Origin of the sequence: Rubripirellula lacrimiformis, assembly GCF_007741535.1 — a bacterium.
Taxonomy (GTDB): domain Bacteria; phylum Planctomycetota; class Planctomycetia; order Pirellulales; family Pirellulaceae; genus Rubripirellula; species Rubripirellula lacrimiformis.
On the sequence record NZ_CP036525.1, the window covers coordinates 2,290,357 to 2,309,149 of the forward strand.

General features: G+C 57.1%; 12 protein-coding genes. 7 read left to right on the forward strand and 5 right to left on the reverse strand.

What is annotated here, in order from left to right; genetic code table 11:
* Window positions 1-4 precede the first annotated feature (4 nt).
* From K227x_RS08185 to surE, 3 genes are all read right to left on the reverse strand, one after another.
* Complete coding sequence (locus K227x_RS08185) at window positions 5-1,453, reverse strand: dicarboxylate/amino acid:cation symporter (protein ID WP_145169062.1); 1,449 nt, start codon at window positions 1,451-1,453, stop codon at window positions 5-7.
* 151 nt (window positions 1,454-1,604) lie between these two features.
* Window positions 1,605-3,650 (reverse strand): transketolase, encoded by a 2,046-nt coding sequence (gene tkt / locus K227x_RS08190; protein WP_246146671.1) that lies wholly within the window; start codon window positions 3,648-3,650, stop codon window positions 1,605-1,607.
* A gap of 96 nt (window positions 3,651-3,746) precedes the next feature.
* Entirely contained in the window at window positions 3,747-4,508 is a 762-nt protein-coding gene (gene surE / locus K227x_RS08195) for a 5'/3'-nucleotidase SurE (protein WP_145169063.1), read from the reverse strand.
* Window positions 4,509-4,724: 216 nt separating this feature from the next.
* On the opposite strand from surE, the gene guaA reads away from it, so the two are divergent.
* The 5 genes from guaA (at window position 4,725) to K227x_RS08220 (ending at window position 13,857) form a co-directional block, all read left to right on the forward strand.
* Window positions 4,725-6,320, forward strand: coding sequence for a glutamine-hydrolyzing GMP synthase (guaA, locus tag K227x_RS08200; RefSeq protein ID WP_145169064.1), 1,596 nt, complete (start codon window positions 4,725-4,727; stop codon window positions 6,318-6,320).
* A gap of 289 nt (window positions 6,321-6,609) precedes the next feature.
* Window positions 6,610-8,295: an energy-dependent translational throttle protein EttA gene (gene ettA, locus K227x_RS08205; RefSeq protein WP_145169065.1), complete on the forward strand. Its 1,686-nt coding sequence runs from the start codon at window positions 6,610-6,612 to the stop codon at window positions 8,293-8,295.
* 98 nt (window positions 8,296-8,393) lie between these two features.
* Window positions 8,394-8,717 carry a hypothetical protein gene (locus tag K227x_RS08210; protein ID WP_145169066.1) on the forward strand — a complete coding sequence of 108 codons (324 nt, stop codon included), beginning with the start codon at window positions 8,394-8,396 and terminating at the stop codon, window positions 8,715-8,717.
* An 82-nt stretch (window positions 8,718-8,799) separates the two neighbouring features.
* Window positions 8,800-12,861 (forward strand): hypothetical protein, encoded by a 4,062-nt coding sequence (locus K227x_RS08215; RefSeq protein WP_145169067.1) that lies wholly within the window; start codon window positions 8,800-8,802, stop codon window positions 12,859-12,861.
* A 180-nt stretch (window positions 12,862-13,041) separates the two neighbouring features.
* Window positions 13,042-13,857, forward strand: a complete 816-nt coding sequence (locus K227x_RS08220; RefSeq protein WP_145169068.1) for a sugar phosphate isomerase/epimerase family protein — start codon at window positions 13,042-13,044, stop codon at window positions 13,855-13,857.
* A gap of 368 nt (window positions 13,858-14,225) precedes the next feature.
* On the opposite strand, the gene K227x_RS08225 is transcribed toward K227x_RS08220, so the two are convergent.
* Window positions 14,226-14,669, reverse strand: a complete 444-nt coding sequence (locus tag K227x_RS08225; RefSeq protein WP_246146672.1) for a hypothetical protein — start codon at window positions 14,667-14,669, stop codon at window positions 14,226-14,228.
* Window positions 14,670-14,845: 176 nt separating this feature from the next.
* Between K227x_RS08225 and K227x_RS08230 the strand changes: the two genes are divergently transcribed.
* Entirely contained in the window at window positions 14,846-15,511 is a 666-nt protein-coding gene (locus K227x_RS08230; protein WP_145169070.1) for a hypothetical protein, read from the forward strand.
* Between the two features lie 212 nt (window positions 15,512-15,723).
* Window positions 15,724-16,857: a recombinase RecA gene (recA, locus tag K227x_RS08235; RefSeq protein ID WP_145169071.1), complete on the forward strand. Its 1,134-nt coding sequence runs from the start codon at window positions 15,724-15,726 to the stop codon at window positions 16,855-16,857.
* Between the two features lie 205 nt (window positions 16,858-17,062).
* Here the strand turns inward: recA and K227x_RS08240 are convergent, their stop codons facing one another.
* The gene (locus K227x_RS08240; protein ID WP_145169072.1) at window positions 17,063-18,751 is read right to left on the reverse strand and encodes a glutamine--tRNA ligase/YqeY domain fusion protein; all 1,689 of its coding nucleotides are present in this window, start codon (window positions 18,749-18,751) and stop codon (window positions 17,063-17,065) included.
* Window positions 18,752-18,793 lie beyond the last annotated feature (42 nt).

Sequence of the window (18,793 nt, forward strand, 5' to 3'; positions counted from 1 at the left end):
TGGGCTATGCGTTTTCCAGTCGCTCGACGACGGCGCATCCACAAGAATCGCTCCACACGTTGACGCTGGTGCGAGCCATGTCCAGGACTCGGTCCACGGCCAGGATGATGCCTTGCATTTCGACCGGTAGTCCGACGGCGTGCAGGATGATGACCATCATCACTAGCCCGGCATGAGGGATTCCGGCGGCACCGACACTGGCTAGCAGCGCGGTCATCGCCACGATGATCTGCTGGGTCAGCGGCAGGTTATGCCCGAAGTGCAGTTGGGCGATGAATAGCACCGCAACGGCTTCGTAGAGTGCGGTGCCGTCCATGTTGATGGTCGCACCGAGCGGTAGCACGAAGGATCCTGTCTTGTTGCTAACGCCTGCGCGGTTTTCGACGCTGGACATGGTCAGCGGCAAAGTGCCGTTGCTGCTGGCGCTGCTGAACGCGGTCAGCAGGGCCGGCGACATTGCCTTGGCGTACTGGATCGGGCTTCGCTTGGCGACAAACTTTAGGATCAGTGGCAGCGTGATGCAGGCGTGGATAGCGAGCGCGATCGTGACGGCCAGGACGTACCATCCAAGTGATTTGAAAACGCCTGGACCTTGGGTCGCGGTTACGTAGGCAATCAGGAACAGGACTCCGATCGGGGCCAGTTTGATGATGGCGGTGGTCATCGCCATCATGACTTCGAAGCCCGCTTTGGCAGCCGCTTCGATTCGCCGGCTGGTTTCGCCGCCAACCGATAGCGTGAACAAACCGAATGCGATCGTGAACGCGATGATGGAAAGGAAGTTTGGTTCGGTCAGCGCGCCCAGCGGGTTGCTAGGGATCATCGCTTCGAGCTGTTGGAACAGGATCTCGCCAAGCGATGTTGCTTCGTGGGCCTCTGTGGGGGCGACCGGTACAGCGTCGCCGGCCAAGCCTGGTCGGATGATGTTGACGACCAACAATCCCGTGATGATCGCCAGCATGCTGGTGCAGACGTAGTACAGCAGCGTTCGGCGGAACATTCGTCCGACACCGTTGGCGCCGCCCAGGCCAAGGATCCCGGTCAATAGCGACGTGATGATCAGCGGCACGGCCACCATCTGTAGCATCCGCAGGAACAGCCCGCCGATTTTCTTGAACCAACCGCCCCATCGTTTGGCGGTGCTTTGCCCGTGCTGGTAATAAATCTTTGCCGCGGCGGCATCGGTCTTGGCCAGTTCGTCGATCGTCCGAAACGTGGTTTCGTCACGGGACAGTGGATCGACGGTGCGGATGACTGGATCGCCTTCGTCGCCGATGTACTTGATCGTCGTGCGGTCGGACGTGTCGTTGATCGCCGCCGAAGTGATTCCGGGCGGCAGGTCCGTGGTGACGTTCACGTCGCGAGTGGACGCGAACAGATTCAGAAAGACGCCCAGCAGGGTTCCGGCGACCATGCCAATGAGTATCTGCCAGTGCAGCGCGAGTCGATGCATGAAAAATCCATCATTGGCTGGCTAAGGGGGGATTCGATCTCAATTCTGGCGAACTGGGCTTCGCCAGAAGTCCTGCTCCCGCAGGGGATTCTGGCGAATCCCACTGCAAGGCTTCCGTCGTTCGATCGACGTCCCGAAACGCGAAGCCGCGTTACGCCTTGGCAGCTTTGGCGACTGCTTCGGCGTTGATGCCAAAGTGGGCGTAGACTTGGTCGAATGGGCCGCTAGCACCAAACCCGCTCATGCCGACAAACTTGCCGTTGGAACCGATCCAGCGATCCCATGACATTCGGATGCCGGCTTCGATCGCCACTCGGTTGGTGACCGATGGTGGCAGGACTTCGTCGCGATAGGCTTGGCTTTGGTCGGCGAATAGGTCCATGCAAGGCATGCTGACGATACGGACCTTCTTGCCTTCGGCGGTCAGTGTGTCGGCGGCTTCGACGCACATGCAAAGTTCGCTGCCGCTGCCCATCAGGATCACGTCGGGGGTGCCGTCGCAATCTTGCAACACGTAGCCGCCCTTGGCACATCCGGACGCTGCGTTGTACTTGGTGCGGTCCAGCGTTGGCATGTTCTGGCGCGACAGCACGAATGCCGACGGGTGCGTCGTCAGGCCCATCGCCGCGCGATAGCACTCGGATACTTCGTTGGCGTCGCCCGGACGGAATACGTACAAGCCGGGGATCGATCGGCAAGCGGTCAGGTGTTCCACCGGTTGGTGCGTCGGGCCATCTTCGCCGACACCGATCGAATCGTGGGTCAGGATATAGATGACCGGTTGGTGCATGATGCTGGCCAATCGCATCGCACCACGCATGTAGTCGGTGAACACAAAGAACGTCGCACAGTAGGACTTCAGTCCGGTCAGCGACAAACCGTTCGTGATGCCGGCCATGGCGTGTTCGCGGATGCCGAAGTGCAGGTTGCGTCCGCCGTAATGGTTGGTCAGGAAATCGCCAGCACCATCAAACTTCAGATCCGATTTGTTGCTCGGTGCCAAGTCGGCTGATCCACCGATCATGAACGGAACGTTCTTGGCGATGGCGTTCAAGACTTTGCCGCCACTGTTGCGGGTCGCGTCGCCCTTTTCGCATGCATCGAAGACAGGAATGTCTTGGTCCCAACCTTGTGGCAATTCGCCAGCGAAGACCGATTTCAGTTCAGCGGCTTTGGCCGGGTGGGCCGATTGGTACTTGGACCATACTTCCGACCACTTCGCGAAGGCTTCCGATCCGCGTTTGCCCAGGTTGTCGGCAAAGTGCTCGATCACGCCGTCGGGAACATAGAATTTCTTGTCGGCGGGCAGCCCGTAGGCTTCTTTGGCCAAGGCGATTTCGTCCCAACCCAGCGGTGCCCCGTGGGCGCCGTGCGTGTTTTGTTTGTGGGGGGCACCGTAACCGATGATGCTTTTGACGATGATCAGCGTCGGTTTGTCGGTGCAGGCGTGGAAGTTGGCAACGGCTTTGCTGACCGCTTCTCGGTCGTTGGCGTCGGTGACGGTGACGACGTTCCAGCCCAGGCCTTTGAACTTGGTGGCCATGTCTTCGCTGAACGCCAAGTCTGTATCACCTTCGATGGTGATGTTGTTGTCGTCGTACAGCCAGCACAGGTTGTCTAGTTGCAGGTGGCCGGCGATCGAGGCGGCTTCGCAGGCGATGCCTTCCATCATGTCGCCGTCGCTGCACAGGGCGTAGACGTTGTAATCAAACAGGGTCAGGTCGTCGGTGTTGTAGTTGGCAGCCAGCCATTTTTCGGCCATTGCCATGCCCACGCTGTTGCTGACGCCTGCGCCCAAGGGGCCGGTGGTGGTTTCGATACCAGCGGCTTCGGCGTATTCCGGGTGTCCGGCACAGACGCTGCCGATTTGACGGAAGTTCTTGATGTCTTCCAGGGTGATCGACAGCTTGTCGGTTGGATTGCCCGCATCGTCGACGGCTTTGACGCCCGCCAAGTACAGCGTGCTGTACAGCAGCATCGAAGCGTGGCCGCAGGACAGAACAAAACGATCGCGGCCAGGCCAGTGCGGCTGGGACGGATCGTAGTTCATTTCGTGGTTGAACAGCTGGTACGCGATTGGCGCCAGGGCCATCGGCGTGCCTGGGTGGCCGCTGTTGGCCGTTTGTACCGCGTCCATGCTGAGGGTGCGGATGGTGTCGACGGCAAGTTTTTGGATGTCGGTCGATGCAACGCTCATCAGCAGGTTCACTCACGCTTAGATTTAGAAGGGATGTTGTTGGCGAAAGAGTAATGGGATCGGGGCGAAATCGAAAGGGGTTTCACCCCGATAGGGCTACCCTTTTAGCCCCCAGTTTCGCATCGATTCCAGCAGCCGACGCTCGGTCAAATCGAATTGCAGCGGTGTCAGGGTGCAGTTGCCCGCCGCCAATTGGCTGACGTCCGCGTCTTCCGGCGGTGGCGTTTCTGGTTCGCTCCATTGGGCCCAGTAATAAGGCCGGCCCTGGGGATCGGCGCGTTTTTCGTAGCTGCGGCCGTATTGGGCCAGCCCCATCGGGACCACTTCGACGTCTTTGGGCGAAAGCGTCGCGGCCGTCGGGACGTTCAAATTGAACAGTCGCCCCTTGGCCTCGGGTTGGTCAATCAGGCCCCGGACGACGTTTTTGGCGATCACGGCGGCGGATTGGTAATCCGCGTCTTCGTCGTATTCCAGCGACACCGCGACGCTGGTGACCCCAAAAAACGCTCCTTCGATGGCGGCCGCGACCGTACCGCTGTACAGCACGTTGATGCCGGAGTTCAGCCCGCTGTTGATTCCGGAGACCACCAAGTCGACCGGATTGTCCTTGAACAGTTCGCCGATCGCTAGCTTTACACAATCCGCCGGAGACCCGTCCACGGCCCAGGCCCAGTGCCGGCCGTCTTTCCGCATCGATTTGCACGTTAGCGGTGTCAAGAACGTGATTGCGTGGCCAACCCCGGACTGTTCGGTGGCCGGTGCAACCACCACCACTTCGCCCAGGTGCCGCAATTGTTGCTCCAGCGCCGCAATCCCCGGTGCGAACACTCCATCGTCATTTGTCAGCAAAATACGCATTGTTTTCCTTTGGGTTTGCCCCGTCGTGCAACTGTTCGGCGGGATATCGGGCGCGGAATCCCGCAATGGTGGTACAGGATTCTTGGCGGTCCCGTTAGGCCCTCGAAGCGAAGTATCCAGACGACTTCGCATAGAGCCCCTTTAGAAATTCACTCGCATTTTCTACACTTCGTGATTCCATCCCGCGACACCTGATGCCACGCACACGACGCCTTCATGAAATCAACTGATGCCGCAGAGGCGAATCTAAGCGACGGTCCACCGGAAGAATTGACGGGCCAACGTATCGTTGTTCTCGACTTCGGTTCCCAGTACGCCCAACTGATTGCCCGTCGGGTGCGCGATCAGAATGTCTACTGCCAGATCCTCCGGCACGACATCACCGCCCAGCGGTTGGCCGAACTGGCGCCCAAGGGGATCATCCTGTCGGGTGGTCCGTCCAGCGTGTATGCCGACGGAGCGCCGAAGTGCGATCCCGAGCTGTTCAAGCTGGGGATCCCCGTCTTGGGCATCTGTTACGGGATGCAGTTGACCTGCGAAGCGTTGGGCGGAAAGGTCGACAACGCCCCTTCACGCGAATACGGCCCGGCAAAATGCAAAATCAGCCAACACGAAGGATTGTTCGGTGATCTGCCGGATGAAATCGATGTTTGGATGAGCCACGGGGATCAGGTCAGTTCGATCAGCGATACGTTCGAAACGTTGGCTTCGACGCCAACCTGTCCGTACGCCGCGATCCGTCACCGCAGTCTGCCGGTGTTCGGAATCCAGTTTCACCCCGAAGTGACTCATACGCCGCTGGGCGGAAAGTTGCTGGAGAACTTTGTGGTGGGCGTCTGCGGCTGCGAGCCATCTTGGAAACTCGGCGACTTTGCCGATGCCGTCATCCAGCGTGTTCGGGAACAGGTCGGCAATCGACGCGTGATCTGTGGTCTTAGCGGGGGTGTCGATTCGTCCGTGGTGGCGGCGCTGCTTTACAAAGCGATCGGTCCCCAATTGTCGTGCATCCTGGTCGATAACGGCCTGCTACGCAAAAACGAACAACAGTTGGTGATCGACGAATTCACCAACCACTTCAAAGCCGATCTGCGAGTGGTCCAAGCCGAAGATCGTTTCTTGGCGTCGTTGGCGGGGGTGAGCGAACCGCAGGAAAAACGCCGCCGGATCGGTTCCGATTTTATCGAGTGTTTCAAGCAAGAAGCGCTGACGATCAAAGATGCTCATTTCTTGGCACAGGGCACGCTGTACCCCGACGTGATCGAAAGCGGTGCGGATCCGGACGGCCCGGCTGCCACGATCAAGCTGCACCACAACGTCGGTGGGCTGCCCGCCGAATTGGGTTTCGAGCTGATTGAACCGCTGCGGGATCTGTTCAAGGACGAAGTTCGTCGCCTCGGTTTGGAATTGGGACTACCCGAATCACTGGTTTGGCGTCATCCTTTCCCGGGACCGGGCTTGGCGGTGCGTTGCCTGGGCGAGGTGACTCGCGACAAGTTGGTGGTTCTGCGTGAAGCCGATGCGATTGTGGTCGAAGAAATCGAAAAGGCCGGGCTTTATCGTGACACCAGCCAATCGTTTGCCGTTCTGTTGCCTGTGCAAAGTGTCGGCGTGATGGGCGATGCCAGAACCTACGAAAACGCGGTGGCGATTCGCAGCGTCGACACCAACGATTTTATGACAGCCGATTGGAGTCGCTTGCCATACGATCTGCTGGCTCGCATGAGTTCGCGGATCATCAACGAAGTAAAAGGAGTGAACCGCGTTTGCTACGACATCAGCAGCAAACCGCCCGCCACCATCGAATGGGAATGATGCGGCAGTCGGGGGGGCACCGGCATCACACAGGACAAACCTGCATGCTGGGGGCCGACGCACGGATCCGACCCGAGCACCGCCCGAGGACCGATGGGAAAGCCCGAGCGGACGCCGGACGTTGTCCATGGACGATCGACCACCGTTTGGGATTGCTCGGAATCTGGAATGCGATTGCCGGCGGCGGGTTGATCTTTCCTCGATGACTGATTGACTGCTGTGCATTGTTTGTTTGTGTTTCACTGATCAAAACTATCTAAAACTCTAGAACCTTTTTTTCTATTTTCTTATGTCACGTCATTACATCTACCAAGTCGAAAACCTCGTCAAGAAGCACGGCCAAAAGGTGGTCTTGGACGACGTTTGTTTGGCTTTCTATCCCGGTGCCAAGATCGGCGTGCTCGGACCCAACGGTGCCGGTAAGTCGACGTTGATGAAGATCATGGCCGGCAAAGATACGGAATTCGAAGGCGTCGCACGCTTGGCCAAAGACGCGACCGTCGGGTATCTGGAACAAGAACCGCCGTTGGACGAAACCAAAACGGTTTTCGAAAACGTTCAAGAAGCCGTGAAAGAACGGCAAGCGATTTTGGATCGGTACAACGAAATCAGCGTGCTGTTGGGCGAAGTGACCGACGACGATGAAATGCAAAAGCTTTGCGACGAGATGGCAAAGTTGCAGGACACGATCGACGCGGCCAACCTGTGGGAATTGGATCGGCACGTCGAAATGTCGATGGCTGTGATGAACCTGCCGCCTGCCGATTCCAGTGTCAAAAACCTCTCGGGCGGTGAAAAGCGTCGAATCGCACTGTGCCAGTTGTTGATTCGCCAGCCCGACTTGTTGCTGTTGGACGAACCGACCAACCACTTGGATGCTGAAAGCGTTTCTTGGTTGGAGCAACACTTGGCCAAGTATCCCGGAACCGTCGTTGCGGTGACGCACGACCGTTATTTCTTGGACAACGTCGCGCAGTGGATTCTAGAAATCGACCGTGGCCAGGGCATCCCGTTCGAAGGCAACTACACCGCCTGGTTGGAAGCTCGCGAAAAACGGATGCAGATTGAAAAGCGTCAAGCCAAGGCGCGAGACCGGATGTTGTCACGCGAATTGGAATGGATCCGCATGAGCCCCAAGGCTCGGCAGACCAAGAGCAAGGCGCGGATCAAAGCCTACGAAGAAATGTCGGCACAGAAGTACGACGAGCAGAACGGCGAATTGGAAATCCAAATTCCGCCGGGACGTCACCTCGGCGATTTGGTGATCGAAGCCAAAGAGATCAAAAAGGGCTACGGCGATCGCGTGTTGATGGAAAACCTGTCGTTCCGTTTGCCACCGGGCGGGATCGTCGGTGTGATCGGCCCCAATGGCGCCGGCAAAACGACACTGTTCAAAATGCTGACCGGCCAAGAAGAACCCGATGCGGGATCGTTCAAAGTCGGCGACACCGTCGATTTGGGCTACGTCGATCAAAGTCGCGATTCTTTGGATGCCGGCAAGACCGTGTTCCAAGAAATCAGTGGTGGCACCGAAACGATCGTGTTGGGCGGACGCAACGTCAACGCTCGATCTTATGTTTCGAAGTTCAATTTTAAGGGCCCCGACCAAGAGAAGAAGGTTGGCATCCTGTCCGGTGGTGAACGGAACCGTGTGCACCTGGCGAAGTTGCTTCGCAGTGGTTGCAATGTTCTGCTGCTGGACGAACCGACCAATGACTTGGACGTTGACACGCTGCGTTCGCTCGAAGAAGCGATTGCCAACTTTGCCGGTTGCGTAGTCGTGACCTCGCACGACCGCTGGTTCCTGGATCGTTTGGCGACCCATATCCTAGCGTTCGAAGGCGATGGCAAACTGACTTGGTGCGAAGGCAACTTCGACACCTATGAACGCAACCTTCGCGAACGGATGGGTTTGAACCCTGATGACGAGGAAGCGGTTTCCAAGTCGCGATACAAGAGCATTCACGCCGGTTAGGCATTTCATTCGGCACGTGCGGCCTGGGGCAGTCTTCGTCCGTGGGCCGACGCCGTGACACCTGTTTTCTGTACTTTAACAACACCTAGAAACGATCTATGACGATTCTGCGAGTAGGGACCAACGACGCGTATTCAAGCGGATGGGATTCCGCGTTCGGCAAGCCAACGAAGAAGGCTGCCGGAAAGACGGCCAACAAGAAAACGGTTGTCAGCAAGAAGACGACCACCAAGAAGACCGCCAAGAGCAAGAAGAAGTCGGCCACGGCCACTTCAGCAACCAAGAAGCCAGTGACGACCAAAAAGGCCGTCAAGAAGGCGACCCAATCGGTCGCCAAGGCAAAGGTCGCCGTCACGAAATCTGCCAAGAAGGTCACCAAGAAAAAAGTGACGAAGAAAAAGGCAAAGAAGGCCAAGAAGTAGTTCCGACCACGTCGTGATGGTTTTGTGCCATCGCGACTGCATTGCCTCTAATTCCCGCCGGCAGCACCCCCACTCCTGCACGATGTCGACTACCGAGCCACCAGAAGTTCTTTCCGATGCATTGCGTCGTCTGGCTGGTTATTTGAATTTTGCATCCGGGGTTTCCGATGCTGCCACTCGCGCCGCCTGGAACGAAGTTTACCAGGTGGCGACTCAGGGGGATCCGTTGTCCGGGATGCCCGCTTGGCTGGTGGTTCAGGACTGGGTCTCGCAGACACTGGCGCGGATGTCGGATGAACAGCCCGCCTTTCGTGATACCCATCAGGCGACGCGGGCGGTGAAGTTGCTGTGGAGCGATCTGCTGCCAGCGTACCTGGACTTTCACCGCGATCTGCTGTTCCACCAAGCGCCCGAACTGTTGTTCAACGGTTTCTTTATGGCGCGTGCCGCCGATGCGATCCTGTCGGTGGGCATCGATGGTGACGACGCACAGGTGGTTCAAGCCGCGATCGATCAACTAGACGATTTTGTCGGCTACCGACCGGTCGCGATGTTGGAAAACCGCCAATGTCATCCGTATCGCCACGAATTTACGTGTCCGGTGCCGCTGTACATGGCCGGTGCCGGAGTTTCGGCGGGGCCCTATCAGGAAGTGATTCAGCGTGCCCTGGATGCGCTTCGGCAAACCGACCCGTCGATCTTAAGGGCAGCCTCGTTTGACCCCGATCGACTGGACGAACTTTCGCTGGATCCACGTGCGTATGATTTTGATCATCCGGTCAATCGACGCCCCAATTATCACTTTGGTGGATGGGACGAACGTTCGATCGGCAACGACGGATACTACAACCGATTCGTCGTTCGCCAGGTAACGTTGGATGCCCTGCTGCACCGACTGGACGACGAACAGGATCTGGACCGCGATGAATTGATCGTGGAGGCTGCGACGGTCTTGGCGGGCACGATTCTGATGGCGTCAGGGATCAGTGGTTGGGGCCCCGGGGCCTATTCCAGCGACATCACGCTGGGGTCACTGATGAAGCCCATCGCCGCCTATCGCGATGCCTACTATTTGGATCGGTTGTCACGCATCCGTGGCAAACACGGCAAGCGATTGGTCGAAGAACAACATCTTCGCCACCAACCGTTTGGTGCTGTTCGGCAACACCTCAACGCGGCGCTTGCGCAGCGGCGTGCGGCTCAATTGCAACACGTTGGTCTGGCCCGTCTTTACGCTCGCATGGGGTACCCCGACGCAGCGAAGCGTCAAACCGATACAGTTTCGGCGACGTCCGCGCGGATGATGTGCCGTATCGACTGTGTGATGACATTGGGGCTTCGTCGGCTGCGCTGCGGTGACCTGGACGAAGCCGTCAAGGTTCCTGGACAAGCGTTTGATTTCATCAAGCGTGGTATCGACTGTGGTGCGTTGATCGACCCTTGGGACATCTTGGGGTTCGGCGCTAATTTCAGTCTGTATCCGGGGCCGGAAAGCGGAGTCCATGATTCACGCGTCGACAATCTGGTGTACCTGACCGAGCAATTGTTCGGTTACATCGCCAGGGTCTGGAGCGAAGCGGCGGCGCAGAACAATCAGGTCGTCTATGACGAAATGGAATGCCGCTATCGCGAGATCGCCGAATGGTGGCGGACCTACGCGGCGCACACGGTTGAATCGATCGAGGCCGTGGACCCGTTGGAATCTTACGATTCGGCCAAGTTGGTCGCGCAGGCTCTGCGACTGTGGCACCAAGGTGGTGCAGCGGCAGGCGACGTTGCCTTTTGGGCACCACACGCTGATCTGTTCGATTCGCCACGCGCCTATTCGCTGGTCATTCAGGCGTTGTTGGAACGACAGGATTTTGTTCCTGGGATGGCGCTGCTGGTTCATTGGCTTAGCAATGCCGAGCATGTCGGGCTGCGATCCGGTGGCAGTTCTCTGCCGCGATTGGCCGAGCGTTGGCTGTTGAAGCTGCGTGCGTCGACGGAAACGAAACAAGAGTATGGTGAGCCGTCGATTGACCAGATCGATCCAGGCGATACCAGCGACGTCTGGCCCTTGGTCCGCAAGTTCTTTGACTATCTGGAAGCCAATGCGGAAGAGTATTGGTCGGCGCCACAATTCAATCTTGGCAAAGCGAAGCCTCGCCGCCGTGACTGGGACCTCGAACTGACGGCGATGGACGACGACCCGGATGGTTCCACCGACGACGATGACGGATTGTTCGACGCCGCGTACGAAGGGGTCACCTATCGCGACACCACCGATGACGGTGTCGAAGGTGCGATCTTTGAATTCGGCGATGAAAGCAGCGGCGATGAACTGGAATACGAATCGAAGCGGCTGATCGAGCATCTGGATTTTCTGCAATCGCTGGCACGCATGTGGGCGGTCGCAGCCGACGTCGCGGTGACGGATCACAATCGCGACGATTTCCGGAACCGTTGGGAATCGTTGCAGGGTTGGGCCAAGCGAGCGCGAGAGAATCGAATTGGGTTGTTGGAACTGCTGGATGCTGTTCGCGGCTTTGGGATCGCACCGGCTGGCAGTGACAAAGATTCGATGCGGTCTTATGACCGACGAAGGGTGCTTCGTGATTCGCTGATGGAACGGATCATCGGCACCGCGGTCGAGATGTCGGATGCGCGTCGGTTGATCAGCGGCGTAATCTCGGCGATCGCGGATCGCACCGGCGAGTGCATGCCGAATGAAGACGAAGCGATGGCCGAAGACGATGCGCAAGCGGTTCAGATGTTTGCCGCGTTGATCGCAAGTGACCAAGTCAAAGCGCGGGCGTTGTTCCCCGGTTTCTTGGAAGCGATTCGAGACAAGAATCTTCTTTACATCCCGCTGTCACGCGGCGGTGATCCCGTCAAAATCTATGTCGCACGATTGCGTCAACGGGTGCTGCGTCACCTGATGCACTGGCTGCCGCGACGTGGACTGATTAGCGAAACGTGCCGGTTGGTTGAAACCGCGCGGCAAATGGAACAGCAGAACCCGATCGGTATCGGTGCGGTCACTGAATTCGACAGTCTGTTCCAGGCTGGGTTCCGTTCCTTGGTTGCATCGTTGGTTGAATCGACACGCCATAGTGTGGATGGACCACAGCGACTGAAGAGCCAAAGCGAAACCGAGATCGCCGATGCGTTGATCCCGTTGATGGAACGGTTGACCGAAACCTTGTTGGCCAGTTGGTTGGCACACAGCCAAACGCTCCGCTTGTCGCCACTGGAAACGGTCGCTGATCCGCGCAAATGGGACATGCTTGTGGGGTTCGTCAAAAAGTATGGCGACCCGATGTTCACGCAAACGTTCTTGCAGTTAGGAAACGTGCGAGCGATTTTGCATCAGGGTGTGGGGGAATGGTTGCAGCGAGCGGTTGCGGAAGGCGAGGCGCACTTTAGCGAGACGCAGCTGTTCCAGGACTTGGAAAATGGCGTTGTACAGATCAAGGATGTCGAGCGTCCGATCACGCTGGTCTACGAAACGTTGATCGACCACCACGCCGAGTATCTGGATTACAACAGCACCACAACGCAAAGTGATCGTGGTGATTTGGTCTACATGTTCCTGGACTTCCTGCGTCTGCGTGTTCGTTATGAACGGATTGCATGGAACCTGAAACCAGTGATGTGGGCGCATGAAGTTTTGGTGCGAAGCGGTTTGGATGATGCCGCACTGTTGTGGCGAGAAAGTTTGAACGAACGAATTGGCAGCGAAGCGGATGTGTACGTCAACAAGTTGCGACAGTTGCAACAGACCTATGCGATGCGAATGCCGACGGTCGCCGATCGTATCAACGAACGTTTCATCCAACCGATGACGATCGATCGCATGCGAGCGCTGATTGGCCCGGCGATGCGAGATGCCGAAAGCGGAGTCGCAAGTCACGCCTTTGAATTGTTGGAACAAGAATCCGAGTTGTTGACCCGACACCCCACGGGGGCTGGTTTGGACGTGCCGGCGTGGCTTGATAGCTTGGAGGAAGAGGTCGAACAGCTTGCGAAACGCAAAGCGAGCAGCGAAATCGATCCCCAGTCATTGATGACGATCGCGATCGTTCCATTGACGCCTGAACAATTGAGCGATCAGCTGAATACGGCCAAGAACCAGGGCCGTCGCTTGCCGCACATGAAGTAAGTGGCATGGGGGGGCAGAGGGTCAGTTGCTGGCATTGTAGATGCGACGATTGTTCAAAGTTGAAGAGAAAGTCATGGCGATCTGTCTTTACAACGGCAGTCGCTGTGCCGATACTGCCTGGTCTTGTTCAGCGTCTTCCTAATCCCCCACGATTCTCTTCGGTTGAGACCAAGCCCACGGATGAATACGCTTGCCATCAGTCAGCTATCTACGTTGCGTTGGAGCTTTGAAGAGGACGCTGCGGCGTACTCGGCGCGAGGATTCTCAGGGATCGGTGTCTGGCGACCGAAGCTAGAAGATTACGGGTTGGATCGTACGATCGAACTGTTAGCAGAGGCGTCGCTGTCGGTCACGTCGTTGTCGTGGGTCGGTGGATTCACCGGCAGTGATGGTCGGACGGTGGACGATGCGGTGATCGATGCGATCGCTGCGGTGCGTGACGCTGCTAACCTGCGGGCCGATACCTTGATCGTGCTTGCCGGAGGCCGTAACAACCACATTCGAAATCACGTCAAACGAACCTTCTGTGAAGCGTTGCAGGAGATCGCAGCGGTGGCCGAGGACTTTGGCGTTCGGTTGTCGATTGAACCGATTCATCCTGGTTGCGGCGACGAGTGGTCGTTCGTCAACGATTTGCAATCCACGCTAGATATCATCGAACAGGTTGCCAGCCCGAACTTGGGATTGGTTTTGGACACTTACCATGTTGGCATGGACGAAGAAGTGGTCCGATGGTTGCCCGATGTCATTCCCCACCTGCACCTGGTGCAGTTCGGGGACGGCAAGCACTCGCCGATCGGAGAAATGAATCGTTGCCTGTTGGGCGAAGGTTCAGTGCCCCTGCGAACGATCTTCGAAACTCTATCGCGCCACGGGTACGATGGACCAATGGAAGTCGAATTGATCGGGGAAGATGTCGAAGCGATTCCTTACGACGACATGTTGGACCACACCCGCGATTTCTTTGACCGCATGATGGGCCCCGTTAAAAGCTAGTCCAGGAAAGCCCCGCACTTCGCGGTAGAAGCTTCTGTACTTTTTCTCGAACTCGAACTCGAACTCGAACTCGAACTCGAACTCGAACTCGAACTCGAACTCGAACTCGAACTCGAACTCGAACTCGAATCTCGAATCTCGAATCTCGTGCGGCCAGGTCCCACACACCGAGCCGTCGAACATCATCCGTTAGGTGTTCTTCGACGGTCGATGGATTTGCGTCACTCGCAGCCTTGGGCAATCGCACGCGAATGGATGCTGAGTACGAATACGAACGATGCGCCCGGATTGATGCGCCCGGATTGATGCGCCAGGGGGGGGCGATAGCTTGTTGCGTTGGCGATCGACCAGGAACATGCGCCCGGTTGCTAACGGTTTTCGGATTGTCGTTGGCTGGCGGTGCGGATTGGGAACAACGGGATTCGTTGATCTTCGGGCAGCAGTTTTCGGTTGACACGTTCCGGGTCTTGCTGGGTCCAGGTTTCGCGCATCTTGGGGGCTGACACCTGTCGTAGCAGGCCATTGTCATGCCACGTACACTGGTGGCAATCAGGGTTCCATCGCCGCTTGGGAACCTGGTTTTCGTTTTTGATCAGCCGCCAAGCGCGAACGTGGAAACGGTGGTGCTGATTCGACCAATCATAGAATATGACTTGGCGAAACACTTCACGGCCGTCGCCGTCGACAAAGTGGTTCAGTTCGATCAAGTCAACTTCTTGATGAACCGCGGCCGGGTCTGATCCGGTGGGGTGCGGCGAGCCGGCAGCGAGACCGACTAGTAAAAGTGACGCCATGGAAACCCAAGATGTCATCGTCTTTCCCTTTTAAACGCGTGAGTCAGGCAGATCCAGCGGATGCCCGACAACACCGTAGCGATGCTCCGGACGCTTTACCGATAGCAGACGCCGGTGCGGTATGTAAAGGGCGGCTATCGGGTTGGGCGTTCCAAATCGGTTGGTCGACAAGGTGCCGATCGCTTGGTTGTTGGGTGGCGGTCTTCATTGGGGTGGCGGCCTGCGTCTCCGGTGCGGTTTGGGGGCAAGATTCGGCCGATATTGCTAAGCCGTCACCGCTGGCGATTTCTTCGCTGCCAACGCCACCTGCGGATTTAGGGACGCTGATCGAACAAGGTGCGGTCACCTTTGAAAGTGGGGATCGCGACCAATCGCTGGAATCGGCCAATGGTCCACGCGTGTCGGCGGAAACCCGATATCGAATTGAGTATCACTTTCGCAGCAATGCAAAGTGGGATCTGCGGGGGGGCCAGTTGACGGTGCGAATCCAGTTTCGCGATATCCGCTGGGGCGTCCATCATGTGATCTGGTTTCGGCGGTTACCCGAAACCGATTCCTTTTGGGACAACCCGTTGGTGCAGCACGAATTTGACCATGTCCGAATCTCTAGCGACCCTCGTTTCAGAGACAGCTTTCGAAAACGATTGCGTGCCAATTCGGTGGTCCTGCAAGACGTCTCGTCGAGCCAAAGGGTCGACGATGCAATGGTCGACAAGATCGTCGAACAGACGGCCAAGGACGTCTTTGAATCGCTTAGCGAGTTGGTGGCGATTCGCTATGCGGAACTTGATCGCGTGACCAGGCACGGGCGATTGCCGCTGCCCAGCGATCACGGGCTGTTCGATCCCGTTTCGCCCTGACCCATCGAATTTTGGATTTGATTTCGGTGATTGACCAGACTTGTCAAAGCTCGGTCAGATACTAAGAGTGTCAGGGGAAAACAGTCGTCACTTTGAGTTGCCGATGCCCTGCGTTAGCGGTACTATAAACACGTTCACTGACTGGCTAGTCGTATCGATTTGGCCGGATGTGGCGACTTCCAACGATTTATCGGGAATAAGGGGACGAGGGAATGGCAGCCAAGAAAAAAGCAGCAACCGGCAAGAGCAAGATTGATCCTAGTTTGAAGGAGATTTTGGCTCGTGAACCTGGTTTGCAAACGACGCTAGAACAGATCGACAAGGCCTTCGGTGACGGTGCGATCATGCCGTTGGGGGCGTCGCATCACCTGGACATCGAAGGGATTCCAACGGGAAGCCTATCGTTGGACATGGCTCTGGGGGGCCAAGGGGTGCCACGCGGTCGGATGGTCGAAGTTTTCGGTCCAGAATCCAGTGGTAAAACCACCTTGGCGCTGCACATCGGTGCGGAGGCTCAGAAGATGGGTGGGATCGCGGCCATCATCGATGCCGAGCACGCCTTTGATCCTAGTTGGGCAAAGAAGTTGGGCGTGGATCTGGACACCTTGTTGGTCAGCCAGCCCAGCAGCGGCGAAGAGGCCATGCAGATTTGCGAAATGTTGGTCAAAAGTAACGCTGTCGACGTCATCATCATCGACAGTGTGGCCGCACTGGTTCCCAAGAAGGAACTCGAAGGTGAAATCGGCGACAGCCACGTCGGTCTGCAAGCTCGTTTGATGAGCCAGTCGATGCGGAAGTTGACCGGTGCGATTTCCAAGAGCAAGTGTACGGTGATCTTCATCAACCAGATTCGCGAAAAGGTCGGTGTGATGTTCGGCAGTCCGGAAACCACTCCGGGCGGACGGGCGTTGAAGTTCTATTGCTCCTGCCGAATCGACGTCCGCCGTATCGGTGCTCTGAAAGACGGCGACGAACAGGTCGGTCAGCGTGTTAAAGCGAAGATCGTCAAGAACAAGGTCGCACCCCCTTTCCGCATCGCCGAATTCGACATGATGCACAACAACGGGATCAGTTTCGAGGGTGACCTGCTGGACTTGGGAACGACTCACAAGGTCGTCAATCGTGCGGGTGCATGGTTCAAGTACGGTGAAACGTACTTGGGGCAAGGCAAGGAAAAGGCACGTAACTTCCTGATCGAAAACGTCGATATCCGCGACGAGATCAAACACAAAGTTTTGGCCGCAGGCGGTTACGCCGAACCGTTGGAACATGACGCATCCGAAGCGGATGCCGATGCCGATGGAGAGAGCGAAGAAAATAGCGAAGCCGAATTGAGCAACAGCTAGTCGGCCAGCGGAAACAAACCGGTTCTTGGAAGGATCACGGATGTTCGAGGGGTGGGTGTTTGAAAAAACATCTGCCCCTTTTTTATGCGCTCGCGCCGCACCCGTAGCGAAACTCGCCAAGAGTTTCGGCCACCCCCCCCCACTGCACCAAGCGTCCTGGCGGCATTCGCCACCAGGAAAAACAGCTTTCTGTCAGGACGCTGGGCTAATTGGTTTTGCCCTTCGCTTCCATTTTGCCCCAGGTATCACGCAGGGTCACAATGCGATTGAAGACACGTTTTTCGGGGGTGCTGTCGATATCCACGATGAAATACCCCAAGCGTTCGAATTGCACCCGGTCGCCGATCTCGGCATTGGCGAGTTCGGGTTCGACGTATCCGGTGATGACTTTCAGCGAGTCCGGATTCAGGTGGTCAACGAACGTTTGTCCCTCGGCGCACACGCTGGGGTCTTCGACGGCAAACAGGCGGTCGTAAAGTCGCACTTCGACTTCCTTGGCGTGATCGGCACTAACCCAGTGGATGGTGCCTTTGACCTTTCGCCCGGATGTGTCTTCGCCACTTTTGGTTTCCGGATCGTAGGTGCAAAGAACTTCGATCACGTTGCCATCGTCGTCTTTGACCACGTCGTGGCAGTCGATGATGTAGCCCGCCCGCAGTCGGACCGAACCACCTTTTTTAAGCCGAAAGAACTTGCGTGGGGCTTCTTCGCGGAAATCGTCCTGTTCGATCCATAGCGAACCCGAGAACGCCATTTCGCGGCTGCCGGATTCGGGATCACCGGGGTTGTTGACCGCTTCGGTCGTCTCGACATGGCCGGCGGGCCAGTTCGTGATCGTCAGTTTCAGCGGATCCAGGACCGCCATTCGACGCGGCGCGAGTCGATTGAGGTGTTCGCGGATCGAGTTTTCCAAACGAACGATATCGATCGTGCCAGGGAACTTGGCAACACCGATCTCGCTGCAGAAATTGCGGATGGATTCGGGCGTGTAGCCACGTCGGCGGTAGCCGCGGATCGTGGGCATGCGAGGATCGTCCCAACCGTCGACGAGTCCCTCTTTGACCATCCGCAGCATGTGCCGTTTTCCGATCAGCAATGTGCTGAGTTTCAGTTTGGCAAATTCGATTTGGCGAGGATGGTGGATGCCTAGCTTTTCGCAGTACCAATCGTAAAGCGGTCGATGGTTTTCGAATTCCAAGGTGCAATTCGAAAACGTGATGCCTTCGATGGAATCGCTTTGCCCGTGCGTCCAGTCGTACATCGGATAGATGCACCACTTGTCACCGGTACGGTGATGATGGGCACGCATGATTCGGTACATCACCGGGTCACGCAGATTGATATTCGGCGACGCCATGTCGATCTTGGCGCGAAGCGTTTTCGCACCATCGGGGAATTCACCGTCACGCATGGCGTGGAACAGTTTCAGGTTTTCCTCGGGCGACCGATCACGATGGGGGCTGTTGCGTCCCGGTTCGGTCAGTGTGCCACGATACTGGCGAGTTTCGTCGGCGTTTAGATCACAGACATAGGCGTGGCCTTCGCGAATCAGCTTTTCGGCCCATTGAAACAATTGGTCGAAATAGTCGCTGGCGTAATGCAGGTTGTCCCATTGGAACCCCAGCCAACGGATGTCGTCCATGATCGAATCGACGTACTCAACATCCTCTTTCGCCGGATTGGTATCGTCGAACCGCAGGTTGCAGGTGCCGCCATATTTCTTGGCCAAGCCAAAGTTCAGGCAGATGCTTTTCGCGTGCCCGATGTGGAGGTATCCATTGGGTTCCGGTGGGAACCGAGTGAAGACACCATCGAAACGGCCAGACGCCAGATCGGATTCGATGGCTTGTTCAATGAAGTTCTTGGACTCGCGTGGTTCTTGCGACTCGGTCATCTATTTCGCATTCCTATGCAAACGTGGATCCGCGATTCCGCT